Origin of the sequence: Desulfomicrobium macestii, from assembly GCF_014873765.1 — a bacterium.
Lineage (GTDB): Bacteria > Desulfobacterota > Desulfovibrionia > Desulfovibrionales > Desulfomicrobiaceae > Desulfomicrobium > Desulfomicrobium macestii.
In genome coordinates this window covers 38,589-57,668 of record NZ_JADBGG010000025.1, presented here as the reverse complement: position 1 = coordinate 57,668, position 19,080 = coordinate 38,589, and the positions used below count along the sequence as shown (strand labels likewise).

Genomic DNA, 19,080 nt, shown 5'->3' with positions numbered 1-19,080 from the left:
GATTGAGGTTGGTTAATTTCGCATCAAACTCGAATAACCCCAGAATATTATGGAAGATTATGGAAGAAACAACAATGCCTCCCCGAGTCAGCATTGGCATGCCGGTTTATAACGGTGCAAAATTTATACGTGAGGCGCTAGAATCCTTGTTGGAGCAAACTTTCACAGATTTTGAGTTGATTATTTCTGACAATGCTTCGACGGACGGGACCGAGTTGATTTGTCGCGAGTATGCAGCCAGAGATAAACGTATTCGATATGTACGGTGGCCAGAAAACCGAGGAGCTTTAGCAAACTTTAATTTTGTACTTTTTGAATCTGTAGGCGAATATTTTATGTGGAATGCATGTGATGACATTCGATCATTAGACTATTTAGAGTTGAATTGTTATTTTTTGGATCGCAATCTGGAATATGTCGCATCTACAAGTCCAACTAGATATGAGGGTAGATCGTTCGATCAAGAAAGAATGGGTGATGGAGCATTAGAGGGTGCAAAATCTGCTCGAATTTCAAATTTTTTTGGATATTGGCATGCGAATGGTCGGTTTTACTCGCTGTTTAGATCAAGCATTTTAAAAAAAAATATATTTTTAAAGCATGACTTTTTGGGTTCTGACTGGGCTATTGTTTTAGGAGTTATTTCTGAGGGAAAGACAATGCGACTTAATCAAGGGTATCTTGTATTAGGTAGATCGGGTTTTAGTAATTCTGGTAAAATATTGAAGCACTACAGGCAGAGTTCTATTCATTACGTTATTCCCTTCATCGATCTTATTAAATCAGTTGTTTTGATTTGTTCCGGTTGTTCTTTTTTTGTAAAAATTAAAATTTTTAAAGATTTATTCAAGTTAAATATGCTGGCAGTAAAGGCTTCTGTGTTTTGTCAGATTAAATTTAAGTTTTAACTTAGGGCTATTTAAAATGCGAATTATGTTCGATCATCAAATATTTTCAGTGCAAAAATATGGCGGTATTTCACGCTATTTTGTTAAAATAGCTAATGCAATGATCGGTGCAGGAGAAGATGTTTGCGTTTTTGCTCCGTTACATAAAAATGCTTTTTTGAATGAGTCGATCAGGGATTTTTTAATAAACCATTATTTCAACTCTTTTCCTCCAAAAACACATCGAATTATAAAAGAAATAAATAATTATTTATCAAAAAAATATGTGTTAAAATGGAAGCCTGATATAGTGCATGAGACTTATTATACTTTTAATTCGATTGCGCAAAAAAATAATGTGCTGACAGTGTATGATATGATTCATGAGATATTTCCAGATTTGTTTAGCAGTTCGGATAGAACTTCTGAGTTGAAGCGAAAGGCTGTAGAGAGGGCTAGCCATGTCATTTGCATATCTGAGCAGACAAAAAATGATTTGATAGAGTATTTTAAAGTTGATGAGTCTAAAATTTCCGTAGTATACTTAGGTATCGAAAATTCAGTTGTGATGCTAAAAGATATTTCTTCTTTGAAAATGGATGCCGATGCCTATTTGCTTTATGTTGGTTCGCGAGGTGGATACAAAAATTTCGATAAGTTTATTACTGCATTTGTATCTTCGAAAAAATTAGTTCAGCATTTCAATATAATTTGTTTTGGCGGAGGAGAGTTCAGTAAAAGTGAGAGGGAATTTTTATCACGGAAAGGCCTGTCAGAGAAAAAAATATCACAAATTTCCAGTAATGATCAGGTGTTAGCTAGCTTATATCAAAACGCAAGTGCGCTAATCTATCCATCTTTATACGAAGGCTTTGGTTTGCCCCCTCTCGAAGCAATGGTTTATGATTGTCCGGTAATTTGCAGCAATATAAGTTCAATTCCTGAAGTTGTAGGAGATGCCGCTGGAATGTTTGATCCATATGATGTTGAGTCTATTCAGGACGCAATTGAGCGTGTAGTTTTTGATAATTCGGTTCGAAATGACTTAATAGGTCGTGGAAAAGAAAGAGTTAAATTGTTCGCTTGGGATCGCTGTGCTCTGGAAACATTGGATGTTTACCGTCGGGTGCTATCATGAAAGCCTTGATTTGTGGTGTTGGTGGTCAGGATGGTGCTTATTTGGCGCGTTTTCTCCTTGAGAAAGGTTATGATGTGGTAGGTACGTCGCGAGATTCAATGGTCGCATCTTTTGGCAATTTGAGAACACTAGGAATTTTAGATCAAGTTGAAACCGTATCGATGGCTATCAATGATTTTCGCAGTGTGCTGTATACCTTTAAACGGCATGCACCGGATGAAGTTTATAATCTTGCGGGGCAAAGTTCAGTGGGGCTATCGTTCGATCAACCGGTTGAAACGATGGACAGCATAGCTGGAGCTACGCTGACTTTGCTAGAAGCGATTCGTTTTGTCGACAAGCCAATACGTTTTTACAACGCTGGGTCCAGTGAGTGCTTTGGAGATACCGGTGCAACGCCCGCCTGCGAAACGACTACATTTTGTCCGCGCAGTCCTTATGCGGTTGCGAAGGCTTCGGCTCATTGGTTAGTTCATAATTACAGAGAGGCTTACAATATATTTGCTTGTACTGGAATATTGTTTAATCATGAGTCGCCATTGCGTCTAAATAGATTTGTGACACAAAAAATTATTCAAGCAGCAGCACGTATAGCTCAAGGTTGTCAGGAAAAGCTAGAGTTAGGAAATGTTGCTATTAAGCGAGATTGGGGTTGGGCGCCAGATTATGTTGAGGCGATGTGGCGCATGTTAAATACAGATGTTGCTGATGACTATGTGATCGCTACAGGGCGCACTGTTTCTTTGGAGTATTTCACAGAAAAAGCTTTTGCTTATTTTGGTCTAGACTGGAAAGATTACGTTGAAGTTGATCCATCATTATTCCGTCCTGCAGATATTATGGAAGGAAGAGCTAATCCGGAAAAGGCGCGGAAGATTCTGGGCTGGTGTCATGCGGTCGATGTCGACGGTGTTATAGCTAATATGTGTGGAGCTGTTCGGTCTTGAGTGATGTAACGATTACTGTGTCGGGTCGAGGCTCGGATTGTGATTGGGGAATGGAGGTGGCACAACGGTCCCGCTCGTCCGCCTTAAAGTCTTAACAACATGACGCCTGAACACTTCTGTCGGCAGTACGGAAAAAGCTGAATGGTTGGGAAAGAGGTGCTCCCCAAAATTTGGGCAGGTATGATAGATTAACTCGACTTTCGGGGTTAGCCATTAGCAGCTAACAACCTTTGTTCATTGAAAATATAATCGAAATTGTGCCCCAAACTACGCATTCCTTCTTGAAAAGCCTTAAGCAGTATGCGCTCTGCCTGGCTCTGAGCTTCGCCAAGTTTCTTTAGGTTTTCCAAGGTGATGCCTAGGATTTGGCACAGTGCCTTGACGAGATTGCAGTCCTCGGCCTCCTCACAGCAACGATGAAACAGCAGGCCGAGGGTTCTTGGATCTTCCGTCCTGCGTTTCTCGATGCTGAGAAAGATGTATCTGGTCATCACGATGGTCGTGTGGGCGATGAGGGCATCGAAGTCCCGGCTTTGGCAGCCTTTCTCCAGTTCCAGATGCTGCTTGGCCGTGCGGAAGAATACCTCGATGTCCCAGCGCTTGCCGTAAATGCGGACTACGTCTTCATCGGCAAGGGTGACGTTCGTGGTAAGCAAGGCCAGCCAGTCTCTCTTGTGCTTGTTTCGTACGAAGACGAGCTTGGCTTTGAGGCCATCCTTGAACTCGACTTGGGCATTGGCAAGGATCTTGGCTCTGCCTCGACGTTTGCGGATCTGGCTGTAAATCTGCGTCACGTCCATCTTCTGTCCTTCGAAGATGTAGTGGATCTTGGGCGTGCGTTTGACCATGCAGATGACGGGGATGTGCTTGCACACATCGGAGATCAGGGTGGGCATGGCGAACCAACTGTCCATGAGCAGGTACTTGGCCTTGATACCGGCCTTCAGTGCACGCACAATCATGGGCTCAACCAGTTCTGTCGATTTGGTCACTGCCTCCTGACGCCGCCGCGCACCGCATGATCTTTTATCAAGGTCTTTGGAAACTTCCTGGTATCGTTGCTTTTTGTTCGCGGAAGAGCGTAGCGCAAAGTCCAGAGGTAAAAGGGTTGATCCATCGGACCAGGCCAGCGTGAGCAACTTGAAGCCTTTGAGGAATCGCCCGGTCGTATGGTCGTGAACCTTTGCCAACAGTTCAACCTTCTTTGATCTGGGACGCTCAATGGTGGAATCGTCGAGAATAAGCACGGATTCGCGATCTTTGCTGGTCAACCCGTCTATGAATTCATGAACGCCAAAGGCCAGTTTGAGCAAGAATCGTCTCCAACCAAAATTGCTTGAGCGCATGAACTCATAGATGGCATCTTTTCCGACATCGCTTTTTGGATTGATGACGATGCTTCGATAGATATTCTTTCCGATAAACGGAAGAACAAAGATGTTCAGAAGAATAGTCAAAGCAGAATATCCTCTTGCTTTCTTAATGCTTGAATTTCGCGCAATAGTCGCAATTCCGAACTGACTGAAAAACGAATCGATTCTGCTCTCACATTCGTTTTTAATGAGTTGCAAATCGATGGCATTATTTGTAGTTTGCATGCGGGAATCCTTTTTTTGTGTTCTGTTGTGTGGTAACAAAAGAACTACTACAGAAGGAGGATCCCCTTAATCAAAATATCTAATTATTCTCGATAGATTTCTGTTTCAGCGACTTTACTAACAACCCCGAAAGTCGAGTAGATTAACCTCACACAATGAGAATCATCATGTCCAAACGGAAAAATCACGCCTCGGCGTTTAAAGCGAAAGTCGCTCTCGTGGGCCTTTCGGGAGAGCAAGCCATCGCGCAGCTCAGTGCCGAACATGGAGTGCGTCAAACGTTGATCAATAAATGGCTCAAGCAGCTCAAAAGCGAAGTCGCCGACATTTTTTCCGGTGCAAAAACGAGCAAAGACGTGAACGCTGAGAAACAACTCCATAATCTGCACGCTAAAATTGGCCAGTTAACGGTGGAGCGTGATTTTTTAGTTAAAGTCAGCGTCCGTTAAGTGCGTCCCGCAGGCGAGAGACGGTTGAGCCAGTGTACACGGCGCTCAGTATTAACCGTTAGTGTATGTTGCTTGGTTTAAATCGAGCGACGTACTACTACAAAGCAAAAGAAGAATTTTCTTGTATTTTCATGCTGATACAAGAGATAGATCGAATATTCATGAAGTGGACGTTCTTTGGAGTGAGGCAAACGCGTCGCTATCTTAACTCATTGAGGCATATCAGAAGTCTAGGGCCAGCATTCAAAACCCCATGCACTAGGAATATCCCTGTTTATTACGTGATGTCGTGATTGAAAAAAGTAGTCAGGTCTCGTGCACCATCATCGCGTATATTTCTATGCGTAAGGGCTTCCTGTACTTGGTGGCGATCATGGACTTGCATAGCCGGACTGGTCTGTCTTGGCGGCTTTCTAACAGCATGGTTACGTACTTTTGCGTTGCTGCCCTTGAAGAGGCCCTGGATAAGTACGGCCCCCCAGAGATCTTCAACACTGATCAGAGCAGCCTGTTAACCAGCCAGGGCTTCTTTAAGGTCCTGCAGGAGAATGGGATTCCCATATCCATGGATGGTCGTGGCTGCTGGATGGATAACGTTTTCATCGAACGACTTTGGCGATCATTGGAATACGAAAACGTGTACCTCAACGCCTACGTGACCGGTTCGGGGGCCAGGGCCGGCGTTGGCAAGTGGTTAAAGTTCTATAACTCGGTCAGGCCTCATATTAGCCTGATGGATAAGACTCCCGGTGAGTTCTACCGGGACAACCTGCAAAAGGCGGCCTGACGAAAGATCTCAAGCTTAATAACGGCGATCCCCTGTCCAATGATTGGGGAGCACCTCTTTTCTGATCATGACATCTTGCTTGATTCAACCAAATAGCCAAGGAATATAGTCACTCAATGCTTGCCTCGTCAGTTCGCCTTGCAATCATAACTGCAACATTCAATACAGCCGAGTATCTCCCTCGCCTTATAGACTCCTTGAAGTCCCAAAGTGATCCGGATTTTATATGGATAGTCGCTGATGGTGGGTCGACTGATGAGACACTTGCGCTTCTGCGCGATGCAGCAAAGAGCTTAAATGTGACGGTAGATACGCGTTCGGACTTTGGAATTTATGATGCTCTCAACCGGAGTGTAAGAATGGCGGACAGTGATTATTATATTGTGATAGGCGCTGACGACGAGTTTTTCCCAGACGCCGTAGCGCAATACAAGGTCGCATGTAGAAGCACTAACGCAGATTTCGTGACCGCGCTCGTCGAAGGGGCTGGTCGTATCTGCGGAGTACGCAAAAGAAAGTGGGAGTGGTTATACGGACCATTTGCTCATGTGGGCTGTCACGCTGTGGGATTGGCCATTCGTAGCTCTCTGCATGAACGATTTGGGTATTACTCTCGATCATTTCCGATAGCAGCCGATCAACTTTTTATTTTAGAAGCCATACATGGCGGTGCCACAGTGTGTGAACAGTCCTTCATTGCCGGGAAATATTATCACGGAGGTTTCAGTGGGCAAGATATACTTGGAACACTCGTGGAGGGCTTTCGTGTTCAGGTACGAGTAGGGCACGGATTGTTGTTGCAGCTAATATTGTTGGTTGCGCGCATTCTTAAAAATTGGTCTCGTATCAAGGTGTGGCGGGCATGATTACCGTAGTTGTGCCCTTGTATAACAAAGCTGCGCATATAGAGCGTGCTTTGAGATCCATTCAACGGCAAACTTACGAGCCTGCCGAAGTGATCGTTGTGGATGATGGATCCACGGATGGGGGCGGAGATATCGTTAGACTGTTTGAGATGAAAGGACTGCGTCTGATTTCTCAAAAGAATCTAGGAGTGAGCGCCGCTCGAAATAGGGGGATGAGCGAGGCTGGCACGGATCTAATCGCTTTTTTGGATGCTGACGATGAGTGGCTCCCAAGTCATCTGGACACGCTTGTCAGGTTGTTTAGAGCATTTCCAGATAAAGGCCTTTATAGCACCATGCATTTCATCCGGGACGGTATAGAATTTTTTGAGCCTGCTTCACCTTTTTCCGAAAATGACGGCTTTTGTCTTGTGGAGGATTTTTTTGGTTCATTTGCGGCTGGCTTGTCCTTGGTCAATTCGACCACCGCAGCCGTGCCGAGAATGATGGCTTTGGCGGAGGGCGGCTTTCCCGCAGGGGTTCGGAGGGGTGAAGACATCATTCTCTGGACTAGGCTTTTTTTGACCGCAGGCATGGCCCACGCCCCATTTCGTACAGCAATTTACCATCGCGACGCCATCAATCGCTCCATCCATCTCCGGGAGCAGGAACCGCCAGGTTCGTTGGTGTACTTGGCAAAGATGCTTAGCGAGCACGGGTTGCCGCATGCACACATTGACTCCGCCCGTCTTTTGTTCGAAAAAATTTCCTTTTTCACCGCTGCCGGCATGAAGGTGTCTGGAGACGTTGCCGGCTTGCGCGCCATTAGACGCTTGGCACAAACGGCTGGAAGCATAAGACTTCGCCTTGGCCTTGCCATTCTTGAATTCACGCCTGCCACGGTACTCCAAAGGGCGCGGAAGTTTCGTCACAAGTCTGCGCCAACCAAGCTGACCGGAGTGGGCGCATGTGCGGAATAGCCGGGTTCTGGACGAGGGATGGCGGAAGCCATCATCAAGAAGCCATGGCGATGGCTCTGGCCCTCGCTCATCGCGGCCCGGACGACTCCGGCGTGTGGGTGGACGAGGTTGGTGAACTGGCGCTCTCGCATCGGCGTTTGAGTATTCTGGATCTTTCTCCTGCGGGACATCAGCCTATGATTTCGGCCCGTGGGCGTTTTGTGGTCGCTTTCAACGGGGAAATTTACAACCATCGCGAGCTTCGCGCGGAATTGGAATGTTTCGGGGACTCGCCCACTTGGCGCGGCCACTCTGATACCGAAACGCTGCTCGCTGGAATCGAGGTTTGGGGCATTGAAGGCGCGCTTTCAAAGAGCGTGGGTATGTTTTCGTTTGCATTGTGGGATCGGGCGGCGCGCAAACTTTTTCTGGCTCGTGATCGCTGCGGAGAAAAGCCACTTTATTACGGCTGGGTCGGTAGGTCACTTGTATTTGCTTCCGAACTCAAGGCTATCAGAGCATTTCCCGGTTTTAATAACTCTGTGGATCGTCGGGCGTTGACGCTTTTTATGCGTCACAATTGCGTACCTGCGCCCTGGAGTATTTACGAGAATATCCGGAAGCTTCCGCCCGGTTCCTGGGTGGAATTTTCAGCGCCCGGTTCGGGGCACGTCGCGAGTGGTCAGGTTAAGGCATATTGGTCCGCCAGCCAAGTCGTCACAAATGGCCTGAGGAATAAATTTTGCGGCAATGATATTGAGGCTGTAAACGAGTTGCAGCGTTTGCTTTGTCAAAGCATTTCTGGCCAAATGGTAGCCGATGTGCCTTTAGGTGCTTTTTTGTCTGGCGGAGTGGATTCATCTACAGTTGTTGCGATCATGCAGTCTTTGTCTTCAAGCGCTGTTCGAACATTTACTGTTGGTTTTCATGAAAGTGGGTATGATGAAGCGCAGCATGCTTTGCGTGTTTCCAAGCATCTTGGCACCGATCATACGGAGCTTTATGTGGCTCCAGAAGAGGCTAGGCGAATCATTCCCCTTATTCCAGATATATATGATGAACCCTTCGCAGATTCATCCCAGATACCGACTTATCTGATCGCGCAACTGGCTCGCCGTCATGTCACCGTCGCCCTTTCGGGCGATGGTGGAGATGAACTTTTTGGTGGTTATAACCGACATCTTTGGGGGCTGAGGCTATTGCGACGTGGGCGATGGGTGCCGCTTCGATTGCGGAAGATTCTGTCGACGCTGTTGACATCTCTTCCTCCTCGGCGCTGGAATCAGTTTGTTGCTTTTTTCGGGAATGTGCTTCCAACGCGAATCAGACACGCTAGCCCCGGAGACAAGATTCACAAGTTGGCTGGCGTGCTGGATGCTCAAGATTTCGAATCATTGTATCGCCATTTTGTTACTCACTGGAACGACCCCGCGCAGGTTGTGCTTGGGGGGGGGGAACCGCGAACCCATGTGTCTGACCCTGATGCGTGGCCCGAGTGTCCGGATTTTGCGCATCTCATGATGTACCTAGATCTGACGACATATCTTCCCGATGACATTCTTGTGAAGCTGGACCGGGCGACAATGGCGGTGAGCCTGGAAACTAGAGTTCCCTTCCTGGATCACCGTCTTGCCGAGTTTGCCTGGAGTTTGCCGTTGGAGATGAAGATTCGCTGCGGCCAAGGCAAATGGGCTTTAAGACAGGTTTTGCACAGATATGTCCCTTCGGCTTTGGTCGAGCGACCCAAGATGGGGTTTGGCGTACCACTGGACGCTTGGCTGCGCGGCCCGTTGCGGGAGTGGGCCGGTGATTTGCTCAGTGAACAACGCCTTGCTCAAGACGGCTATTTCGATCCGGTCCCGATACGCAGAAAATGGGCGGAGCATCTCGCAGGCACGAGGAATTGGCAACATCTGCTATGGAATGTGCTCATGTTTCAATCCTGGCTGGATCGCTGGAAATGAAAAAAAAGCTCCTCTATTTCGTCAGCGAGGATTGGTATTTTTGTTCGCATCGTTTGCCTCTCGCCATTGCCGCCAAGGACGCGGGGTATGATGTCGCGGTGGTCACCCGGGTTACGGCCCACGGGGAACGCATTCGTGACGCGGGCTTGCGGCTGGTTCCGTTTGAAATGTCCCGGCGGGCCATGAACCTGTTTTTGGAAGCGTGGGTGCTCTGGCGGCTGGTCCGGGTGTATCGGAGGGAAAAGCCGGATATAGTGCACCACGTTGCCATGAAGCCCGTTCTTTATGGCACGCTCGCCGCCCGCTTGTGTGGAGTCCGGCATGTCGTGAACGCTCTGGCCGGCATGGGCTGGATTCTTGCCTCTGGAACATGGCTTGCTCGTATCGTAAAATGGAGCGTGTTGTCGCTTTTTCGCGTCATTTTGCCTCGCACGAGCGTCATCGTGCAGAATCGGGATGACGCCGAGTTGATTCGCGGTTTGGGTTGTCATCGGGTGCATCTGATCCGCGGAGCTGGGGTCGATGTGGCGGCCATACAGGCGTCCTCTGAACCACCGGGGCCGTGCGTTGTTCTTCTTGCCGCGCGTATGCTCTGGGACAAGGGCGTGGGAGAGTATGTCGAGGCCGCGCGTTTATTGCGAGCAAGGGGCGTTGATGTTCGCATGGTTTTGGCAGGCGATCCGGATGAGAGCAATCCTGCCAGTATCCCACGTGAGGTGCTGTATGGCTGGCATGAGAGCAATACTGTGGAATGGCTGGGATACAGGGAAGATATGCCCGCACTTCTGAAAAGTTGTCATATTGTGTGCTTACCTTCATACAGGGAAGGAATCCCGAAATTCGTACTGGAGGGGCTGGCCGCAGGGCTTCCCGTGGTCACCACGGACACTCCGGGGTGCAGGGAGACTGTGGCTGAAGGAGTTAACGGTTTTTTGGTCCCGCCCAGGGACGCCTTGGCTTTGGCGGATGCATTGGATAGACTGATATCGGACGATAAACTACGGAAATCCATGGGCCTCGCATCCAGAAACCTGGCCATTTCCGAATTTTCCTCGGAGCGCATCATTGCGGAAACTCTCACCGTGTACGCCTCTTTGGCTAAAGCGCGCATGACCCGTTAAATTTTATCCATTGCGGTGCATCAATGACCAACCCTGATCGCTTTTCTTTCTCTCTTGCCACGGAATGCTGGCTGGCTTTGGGCCTTGTGATTTTCACGGCAGTGGCCGTCCGCTTGGCGGAACTCCCCCTGTGGCAAAATGAGGCGTTTATCCTGGACGGCGGGTACCTCATGGCTACCCACGACGCATACACGTGGCTGGCCGGAGTGAAAATGATTGGGCGGCATGTGCATGATGCTATTACGGTGTTGCTGCGGGGCATTGTAAGTCTTGGCTTCCCTGTGGCTGCTGTCGGTTTTTGGGCGCCCGTTGTCTTTGTCCCTTTGCTAGCGGTTCCGGTTTGTCTGCTGGCCCGCTTTCTGCGCCTGCCTGATGGTGGGTTGGTGTTCGGCATTCTGGTCACGTCCGGCATCGGGTTTCTTGTGCGCACCCGGCTCGGATTTTGTGATACCGATGTCATCAATCTGCTTTTCCCGGTCTCCATGGTCTGCTGCCTGGCCGCCTGGATCGAGATGTTGAAAAATAAGTCCCTGTCTAGAGACATGGCCGGTGGGGCTGGTCTCCAGAGTTTGGCGTTGGCCTTAGTGGCGGGGATTTGCGGAAAAATGGCCCTGTACTTCTACCCGGGAAGTTCGAGCGTATTGCTTCCGGCTTTGGGACTGTCGGGCCTTCTGGGCTTTTTTCTGATTCGCAGGGAGTTCAGGTTTTTTCTGTGGGTGGGACTGTTACTGACTTTTGGAACCGCGTTTGCCGGTTGGTTCGGCTTCCTTTTTTCCGTATTGACAGCGGCTGCTCTTGTTGTGTTCCGCGCTAAATTTTCCTCGGTTTTTTTGATGCTGATCCTGATCGCCATAGCAGGATTTCTTGCATACTTGGGCAACGTGGACTCGATTTTCCAGAGCTTGTTGCAGAGGCTTTACATGTACGCCAAGGTGGCGACTCCGGAGATGGTGAACAACGCCACGGGCATGAAACTCCCCGATATTGCCCAGAGCGTGCGTGAGGCGCAAAACCTTGACTGGGGGCTGCTCGGACCACGTTTGGGGGGAAATTGGTTCGTTTTTGTTCTGGGTATTTTGGGCTTTGGTTTTGTCAGTTGGCGTCGCCCTGCGCTTCTTGTATTTTTGCCCTTTCTTGTCCTTGGTCTTGCCAGCGTTAAGCTTGGGAACAGGTTTGCCATGTACGGCACGGTAGGCATTGGCATGGGACTTGGTTTGGGGCTGAGTGAATTTATGAGCATGCTCGGCCAGAGTCAGGGACGGCGTTGGATCGCACAGTTGGTTCTGGCATGCGTTGTCTTGTGGCCCTCGGCGGTGTTTATGCAAGAGGTCAGGCCCGTGCCGGTATTACCCAAAATCTATGCCGAAACATTTCTGGAATTACGCGAAAAGACGGAACCGGAGGCCCTGCTCTGGCAGTGGTGGGATTACGGCTACGCAGGGCAGTACTATGCTGAGCGGGCAACGTTCGGTGATGGCGGGCGACAGTCCGGGAAGTGGCTCTATCCCCTTGCACAAGTACACAGCGCCACCTCTCCGCGACAGGCGAGTCAGTTGATTCGGTATTTCGGGCAGGCCATGCTTGAAGATGGTCTGGCGAGAACAACGGATCTTCGGACCGCGCTTTTCTCGGGGAATCCAGTGTCCGATATCCAAAAAAAGGATGTTGCTGAAGCTCAGGAATTCTTGTCCGATCTAGTTCTGGATGACACGAATTGGCCAACGAGCCTGTCGAACTATTTCATTGTTTCCTGGGAAAATCTGCGCTTGGCCTCCTGGATCAGCTACTATGGAAATTGGGATATTGCCTCCGGCACTAGCGCGCCGGGCAAGATTCAGCAAGTGCGCGGCGAGGTCCGTATGGATTCGGCAGCAGGCACTTTAGTGGTTGGCGGCAAGCCGACCCTTCTTGACTCCATGGATGTGGTCGAAAAATCTGGAACACGGCATTTCGAGTGGCCCAACGGGACGGGCATGCATGTTGTCGTCAATCAGATGTCCCGTCAGGTTTTTCTGATGGATGCCAAGATGTACCGGTCCATGATGGTACAGATGCTCTTGCGCCCAGCCTTGGATTTTGCCGAGGAATTCACCCTGGTCGTGGATAATTCTCCGTGGGCCAGAGCATATAAGGTGACGAATTAGGCATGGATCAACTTGGAACTCGCGTCCTGGTCACCGGCGCGTCGGGATTTATCGGGCGCTGTCTGTGCCAGAAACTGATGGATCAGGGCTTCGCTGTCACGGCCATGCTGCGCAGGCCGCAAACGGGACCGTGGCGACATGTGCTGGAAATCGATCTTGCACAGGACGAAGTCGACCCTCGGGCCCTGGATGGCGTGGACACGATCTTTCACTTGGCAGGCAAGGCCCATACGCGTGCCAAGAACGCCATTGAAAACGCCGAATACGAAGCCGTGCACGTGCACGGTACCCGTTCGCTGCTGGGTGCCGCCAGGCAAGCCGGAGTACGCGCTTGCGTACTCCTGAGTTCAGTCAAGGCCATGGGCGAGGGCGGGGTTGAGGTCTGGGATGAGTCTACGCCATGTTCCCCACAGAATCCTTATGGCATCACAAAGCTCGCAGCCGAGCGAGTCGTGCTTGAAGAACTCCCGCTATCTTGCTCGGTGGTTCTGAGGCCCACCCTCGTTTATGGTGCCGGGAGCAAGGGCAATCTTGATCTGATGATCCGCGCCGTGCAAAAGGGAGTATTTCCGTCCGTGGCCTTTCCTGCCAACGGACGTTCCATGATTCATGTGCAAGATGTCGTTCAAGCCTGCCTGCTTGCGGCGGCAAACCCTGCTGCCTGCGGGCAGGTTTATGTTCTTACCGACGGCAACGAGTATTCGACAAAAGAGATGCTAGGCTGGATTCACGAAGCTTTGGGCAAAAAGCCCGGACTTCCCCTCCCTTTTGGTGCACTGAAAGCTGCGGCCTTTCTTGGTGATATGGTGGAGCGCTTCGGAATCCTTTCTCCATTCAATCGGGATCGATTGGACAAATTGGCTGGCTCGGCTCGCTATTCCAATGCGAAAATTTGCCGCGAACTGGGGTTTGCCCCATCCTGGGATTTGCGCAGAGGTATCAATGAAATGGTCGAAGGGTTGAGGCGCAAGTGACAGGGGGTATTCTGTATTTATGCGCGGGAGTATTGTTGAGCATTCCCTGTTGCATACTGATTCCCCACCTTTTGACCCGAGCAGGTTTTCTGGACATGCCGGGGGAACGCAGTTCCCATGTCAGGCCCACGCCCAAGGGTGGCGGAGTGGGCTTTGTACTGGCCTTTGTCTGGGTCGGCCTTACGGTCGGGCTGCCTTCGTTCTTCTGGCTTCCGATCGTGGCCTTGGCGGTTTTGAGTTTCGTCAACGACCTGCGCAGTATTTCCGCGGGAACGAGGCTGATAGCACAGTTTGCGGCCGCTTTTTTCGTCTTGGGCAGTGCATGGTGGACGGGTCTTGTGTCTTGGCCTGTCTTGGCGCTTTTTCCCGCGCTTTTTTTCGTGGTCGGCACGACCAACTGCTACAATTTCATGGATGGAATCAATGGGTTGGCGGGAATCACCGGTCTGATCGCCTTTGCTAGTCTGCTGATTTTTGGAGGAACGGCGGTTTCCCTGCCTGACTTTTCGTATCCGATAATGGCGGTAATTGGTGCGATTCTGGCTTTTTTGCCATTCAATCTCCCCCGGGCCAGGCTTTTCATGGGCGACGTGGGCAGCATCTTCCTGGGTTTTCTTTTTGCGGTGATCGTGTGTCTGCAGGCTCGCTCGTGGGCAGATTTTCTCGTTTTTGCGTCCTTTCTGTTTCCCTTCTATGCAGATGAGGCTGTGACTGTGGTTGAGCGATTGTGGCGCGGCGAATCGCTCCTTGCACCGCATCGCAGGCACCTGTATCAGTTTTTGGCCAACGAGCGCGGAATTGCGCATTGGAAAGTGAGCGTGGCATACGGATTGATACAGATTTTGGTGGTTTTGCTGGTGGTGATCGGGAGACGCAACGGGATAGGCCATGTGATTTGCGTCGATGTTGTTGCATTCGTCTTGTGGGCTTGGGCGCATTATTCGTTAAAGCGAAGATATTTTTTGAAACAGCAAGGATTTCAATGAAATTTCCACGGTTGCTGACAAACAAGAACCTCTACCTCATGCTTATCGGTGAGAGCTTTTTTTTTGCAATGGCCTTGGTAATTGCCTTTTTGCTGAGATTCGAGTTCGACATTCCTGCGGAATATGCCCGGCAGATGACCACGCTTTTGCCGGTGGCCGTATTTTTTAAAATCGCATTTTTCTGGATGACCGGTCTCTATCGGGGCATGTGGCGTTACACTGGGCTGGCTGATCTCTGGAAGATTGGGCGCGCCGTTTTCATGGCTGAGGTGGCGCTCATCATCTATGTCGCGTTCACCTCGCATTTCCATGGCCACCCGCGTTCCGTGTTCATCCTGGACCCCTTGCTGGCTTTTGTTTTCGCATGTGGGGCCAGAGTGATGATCCGATCTTTGTATGAAATCTCGTTATATCCCAAAGACTGGCGTTCTGTTCTGCTACCCGCAAATTTTTGCGCGCCCCAGTCCGGTATAAGGGCGCTTATTGTCGGGGCTGACGCCGATGGTGCTCGCATAGCTAAGGAAATTCTGGACGTTCGCGATTCCGGCTTGCATCTGGTCGGTTTCGTGGATGATGATCAGTCCCGTATCGGGCGCAAGATCCATGATCTGTCCGTTTATGGCCCGCTCTCGACGCTGGAGGGTGTTGCCCAGATGACCCGCGCTGAAGAAATTCTGGTCAGCGCGGGTCAGAGCGGCGAGCGTCTGCGAGAGATCGTGGACGCCTGCGAGGCTGCCCAGCTCCGCATCAAGAAATTGCCCGCCTTGGCGGATATCGCCAGCGGAAAGGTGTCGGTCAAGGCTCTACGGGACGTGCGCTACGAGGACCTGCTCGGCCGTGAGGAAGTGCATCTGGACGAGGCTGGCATCAAAGGCTACCTCGCGGACAAGGTGGTGCTTGTCACAGGCGCCGGGGGATCCATCGGGTCGGAGCTTTGTCGGCAGATCATTCGCTTTGATCCGCGCCTGCTCGTTCTTTTCGATGCGGGAGAGGAGAATCTGTATTCCATAGAGATGGAGCTCCTGCACCAGCATGGGTTTACGCGTTATGTCACTGTGCTGGGGCAGGTGCAGGACACGGCTTTGGTGGAGGCTGTTTTCATGGCCCGGCAGCCGCAGGTCGTTTTCCACGCCGCGGCCTACAAGCATGTGCCCATGCTTGAATGCAACCCATGGCAGGCTGTGACCAACAACATTCTTGGCTCACGAACGGTCATGGAGGCCTCGGTCCGTCATGGCGTCGGGCGCTTCGTGCTCGTGTCCACGGACAAGGCCGTGCGGCCGACCAACGTCATGGGCGCGTCCAAGCGGGTGGCGGAGCTGCTCATGCATGGCTTTCAGGGCAGGGGGACGACGTTCATGGCCGTGCGGTTTGGCAATGTGCTGGGCTCATCGGGCTCGGTCATCCCGCTCTTCCGCAGCCAGATCGAACGCGGCGGCCCGGTCACGGTCACTCATCCGGACGTGACCCGCTATTTCATGACCATCCCCGAAGCGGCCCAGCTTATTGTTCAGGCAGGTGCGCTAGGCCAGGGCGGAGAGATATTTGTACTCAAGATGGGCCAGCCAGTACGCATCGCCGATCTGGCCCGAGATCTGATCGTGCTTTCGGGTAAGGATCCGGCAGAGATAGAGATCAAATTTACGGGGCTACGGCCGGGTGAGAAGCTTTTTGAGGAGTTGATTACGGCGGGCGAGGGTGTTCTTGAGACAGGGCACGAGAAGATCTTGGTGCTGCGATCCGAAAGCGTTGCTGTTGAGAGTGACGGGAAACTGGAGACATTGCTGGAGGCTGCGCGGTGCTTTGATTCAGATGGAGTCAAAAAAAAGCTCCAAAAATTGGTTCCTGAATATTTACCCGTGAGTTGTATATCTAGCTGATCATACCTTTCTGCCTATTCGGTTGAAAGCTCACTTTTTGTATTACATTTTACTTTCAGTCCGTCTGCCTTGAGATTGTCGTCATACGCTTCAGCAAGGGTTTGACGTAACCAATTTTACGTGTTTAACCACAGTTCTCTCTGAACACAAGGTCGTTTGATGCCCTTTTTGTTTGCAGTAAACTGTAGCGTTGAAAAAAGCTGAAATCCGAAAAAAGATTCAACGAGTCTAGAGTAGTACTCCAAATTTAAGTATAGATTTGAAGTTTCCTGGAATAAATATTTAAAATTTATGAAATAACCTATTTTCGATGTATCTACTTGAAAAAATTTTAGCTACGTTTGTTGCCGTATCTCCAATTAAATATTTGTGTGGAACTTTTGTTTATTTTAACATATTTTTTCCGCTAGTTGGGTTAGTCCAGTTCTTTAGATTTAGAAATATCCCTTTTTTATTTTATCCAATAATAGTTTCGTGTTTTTTTAATCTGATTATCTGTTTTTGGCACTTAGCTCCCGCGGAATCCTATTTTAGAGTTATTCAGCTCTTTCTTATAATTTATGGTGCAATATATGTATCGTCAAGAAGCGATGATTTTTTGCCTACCTTAATACTGCGAGTTTTTTTTCCTGTTTTGGTGGTCGATTTTCTGTTTTTTCTATCGTTTTATTTTTTTGAAAATGCAAGTCATACAAGAAATATATTTGGTTTTGTTGTTCCTCGATATGTTGGGCTTGCTGGAGATCCGAATTTTTCAGGAATGTTGTGTGCTGTTGCTTCCATGATCCTCTTTTCTTTTAGAAAAAGAGTTAATTTTTTTGTTGGGATGGTCATTGTTTTTATATCTCTGTTTACGTTTAGTCGCACTGTGTTTATTGTTTATTTTGTTTTTTCTTTGGGAATGTTGATGAGGCGGGAGTTGTTTAAAATTTATTGTTGGTTTTTTTTGTTTCTTGTTTTCTTGTTTCCCGTCTCTTTATTGCTTGTTGATAGTTATGTTTCTGTGGACGATAAAATATATTTAACTAAAATAACGTCGGCCCGCTATCCTTTTTGGGTGGCTTACTGCACGCTCGGTATTCAGAGTCCTTTAGGGTGTGGTTATTTTAATAGTTTAGAAAACGCTCTGGATTTTATAGATATGGATTTATTATTGCACGATGATTTGTCTGGATATGTTAATCAGGGGTTGATAAGAAAAGACGGCGTTCGTGCCGTTTTTATTGAGCAACATAGTTTGCAGTTGCAAGTTTTGAGTGATTTCGGAGTGGTTGGATATTTGTCACTTTGGTGCTTAATTTTTGTTTTAGTGTGGGCTTTGCTGCAGTCGAACAATAAAAAAGTATTAATTATTATTTCTTCTTTGGTCGGTTATACGTTCATAAATGCAATGTCAGAATGGGCTTTGTGGTGTAGTATCGGTTTTTCATGTTCTTTATTGCCTTTAAGGTTTAGCTGGCGCGATTTGAGCTTTGGGTCTGTCGATCTTTATCATGATTCATGATGTGGTAGTTGCATATTTCGTCGTTTTTATTGAAAAATTTGGAATATTACGTGTTTAAAATGATGAGTGACTATGAACCTGTCAAATTCTGTGTCTATAGTGACGGTCTGCCTAAATTCTGAAAGAACAATTGGTAAAACTTTTAGTAGTGTTGGATTTCAAGACTACCCTAATATTGAATATATAGTTGTTGACGGAGCATCTACTGACTCTACTGTAGATTTAATAAAAAAATGTTCTGCGGTTACTAAATGGGTCAGTGAGCCTGATAATGGAATTTCTGACGCTTTCAATAAAGGAATTGCGCTTTCTAGTTGCGAATGGATTGGTATTATTAATGCTGATGATTGGTATGAGATTGATGCAGTTAAATCAGCTATGATGCACGCGAACGATGCAGATATTATCCATGGTCCTGTCCGATACTGGAAAAGCGAGACTCCAATAGGCGTCTATTATCCTAATCAAGCTCGTCTTTGTTGGGAAATGTCGATCAATCATCCATCGGTTTTTGTCCGGCGTTCAGTTTACGAGGCTCTTGGTGGATTCGACCCCGCGTACCGGTACGCAATGGATTATGAGTTCCTGCTCCGCGCTCTAGCGGCTGGTTACCGTTTTTGTGCGGTAAGTGATGTGATTCTGGCGAATATGAGTACGGGGGGGGTGTCCGATTTGTGCTGGAAAAAGTCGATTCTTGAAGTTATGCGGGCTAAGGATAAACATTTTCCATCTTTTTTTCGAAACAGGTTTTATTTTTTAATTCAGCTTGTTAGGGGGTATGTTCGTCGGTTTTTTGAATTTTTGGGTCTTGATGATTTTGTCCGTTTTTTCAGGAATTATTTTTCTGTAATGCGTAAGTTATAGTGTTTAAATAGTTTGTGAGTTAATTTTAAGGAT

The 19,080-nt window shown here is 48.7% G+C and carries 17 protein-coding genes; 15 read left to right on the top strand and 2 right to left on the bottom strand.

Features of this window, described 5'->3' with window-relative positions:
* The first annotated feature begins 59 nt into the window (after window positions 1–59).
* From H4684_RS15060 to H4684_RS15050, 3 genes are read left to right on the top strand one after another with little or no spacing between them, the layout of a single operon-like run.
* On the top strand, window positions 60–908 hold the full coding sequence (locus H4684_RS15060; protein WP_192624383.1) for a glycosyltransferase family 2 protein: 849 nt from the start codon (window positions 60–62) through the stop codon (window positions 906–908).
* 25 nt (window positions 909–933) lie between these two features.
* Entirely contained in the window at window positions 934–2,025 is a 1,092-nt protein-coding gene (locus H4684_RS15055; RefSeq protein ID WP_225940466.1) for a glycosyltransferase family 4 protein, read from the top strand.
* Window positions 2,022–2,972, top strand: coding sequence for a GDP-mannose 4,6-dehydratase (locus H4684_RS15050; RefSeq protein ID WP_225940465.1), 951 nt, complete (start codon window positions 2,022–2,024; stop codon window positions 2,970–2,972). The genes H4684_RS15055 and H4684_RS15050 overlap by 4 nt, the downstream gene beginning before the upstream one ends.
* Before the next feature lie 206 nt (window positions 2,973–3,178).
* Here H4684_RS15050 and H4684_RS15045 read toward each other — a convergent pair whose 3' ends face one another.
* Entirely contained in the window at window positions 3,179–4,570 is a 1,392-nt protein-coding gene (locus H4684_RS15045) for an IS4 family transposase (RefSeq protein WP_192624381.1), read from the bottom strand.
* A gap of 167 nt (window positions 4,571–4,737) precedes the next feature.
* On the opposite strand from H4684_RS15045, the gene H4684_RS15040 reads away from it, so the two are divergent.
* The 9 genes from H4684_RS15040 to H4684_RS15000 all read left to right on the top strand — a co-directional run bounded on the left by H4684_RS15040 (window position 4,738) and on the right by H4684_RS15000 (window position 14,799).
* The gene (locus tag H4684_RS15040; protein WP_192624380.1) at window positions 4,738–5,019 is read left to right on the top strand and encodes a hypothetical protein; all 282 of its coding nucleotides are present in this window, start codon (window positions 4,738–4,740) and stop codon (window positions 5,017–5,019) included.
* 289 nt (window positions 5,020–5,308) lie between these two features.
* Window positions 5,309–5,806, top strand: a complete 498-nt coding sequence (locus H4684_RS15035; RefSeq protein ID WP_192624379.1) for a DDE-type integrase/transposase/recombinase — start codon at window positions 5,309–5,311, stop codon at window positions 5,804–5,806.
* 116 nt (window positions 5,807–5,922) lie between these two features.
* Window positions 5,923–6,672 carry a glycosyltransferase gene (locus H4684_RS15030; protein WP_192624378.1) on the top strand — a complete coding sequence of 250 codons (750 nt, stop codon included), beginning with the start codon at window positions 5,923–5,925 and terminating at the stop codon, window positions 6,670–6,672.
* Window positions 6,669–7,631: a glycosyltransferase family A protein gene (locus H4684_RS15025; RefSeq protein ID WP_192624377.1), complete on the top strand. Its 963-nt coding sequence runs from the start codon at window positions 6,669–6,671 to the stop codon at window positions 7,629–7,631. Before H4684_RS15030 ends, H4684_RS15025 begins: the two co-directional genes overlap by 4 nt.
* A gap of 44 nt (window positions 7,632–7,675) precedes the next feature.
* Window positions 7,676–9,574, top strand: coding sequence for an asparagine synthase (glutamine-hydrolyzing) (asnB, locus tag H4684_RS15020; RefSeq protein ID WP_264080959.1), 1,899 nt, complete (start codon window positions 7,676–7,678; stop codon window positions 9,572–9,574).
* Window positions 9,571–10,695, top strand: a complete 1,125-nt coding sequence (locus tag H4684_RS15015; protein WP_192624375.1) for a glycosyltransferase family 4 protein — start codon at window positions 9,571–9,573, stop codon at window positions 10,693–10,695. The genes asnB and H4684_RS15015 overlap by 4 nt, the downstream gene beginning before the upstream one ends.
* 23 nt (window positions 10,696–10,718) lie before the next feature.
* Window positions 10,719–12,839 (top strand): STT3 domain-containing protein, encoded by a 2,121-nt coding sequence (locus H4684_RS15010; protein WP_192624374.1) that lies wholly within the window; start codon window positions 10,719–10,721, stop codon window positions 12,837–12,839.
* Between the two features lie 2 nt (window positions 12,840–12,841).
* Window positions 12,842–13,813, top strand: coding sequence for an NAD-dependent epimerase/dehydratase family protein (locus tag H4684_RS15005; RefSeq protein ID WP_192624373.1), 972 nt, complete (start codon window positions 12,842–12,844; stop codon window positions 13,811–13,813).
* Window positions 13,814–13,959: 146 nt separating this feature from the next.
* Complete coding sequence (locus tag H4684_RS15000) at window positions 13,960–14,799, top strand: MraY family glycosyltransferase (RefSeq protein WP_192624372.1); 840 nt, start codon at window positions 13,960–13,962, stop codon at window positions 14,797–14,799.
* Here the strand turns inward: H4684_RS15000 and H4684_RS20675 are convergent.
* Window positions 14,793–15,116 carry a hypothetical protein gene (locus tag H4684_RS20675; protein WP_225940474.1) on the bottom strand — a complete coding sequence of 108 codons (324 nt, stop codon included), beginning with the start codon at window positions 15,114–15,116 and terminating at the stop codon, window positions 14,793–14,795. The genes H4684_RS15000 and H4684_RS20675 overlap by 7 nt on opposite strands.
* Here H4684_RS20675 and H4684_RS14995 point away from each other — a divergent pair.
* The 3 genes from H4684_RS14995 (at window position 15,006) to H4684_RS14985 (ending at window position 19,047) form a co-directional block, all read left to right on the top strand.
* Window positions 15,006–16,679, top strand: a complete 1,674-nt coding sequence (locus tag H4684_RS14995) for a polysaccharide biosynthesis protein (RefSeq protein WP_225940471.1) — start codon at window positions 15,006–15,008, stop codon at window positions 16,677–16,679. The genes H4684_RS20675 and H4684_RS14995 overlap by 111 nt on opposite strands.
* Window positions 16,680–16,989: 310 nt before the next feature.
* Window positions 16,990–18,183: a hypothetical protein gene (locus tag H4684_RS14990; RefSeq protein WP_192624370.1), complete on the top strand. Its 1,194-nt coding sequence runs from the start codon at window positions 16,990–16,992 to the stop codon at window positions 18,181–18,183.
* Window positions 18,184–18,255: 72 nt separating this feature from the next.
* The gene (locus tag H4684_RS14985) at window positions 18,256–19,047 is read left to right on the top strand and encodes a glycosyltransferase family 2 protein (protein ID WP_192624369.1); all 792 of its coding nucleotides are present in this window, start codon (window positions 18,256–18,258) and stop codon (window positions 19,045–19,047) included.
* Window positions 19,048–19,080 lie beyond the last annotated feature (33 nt).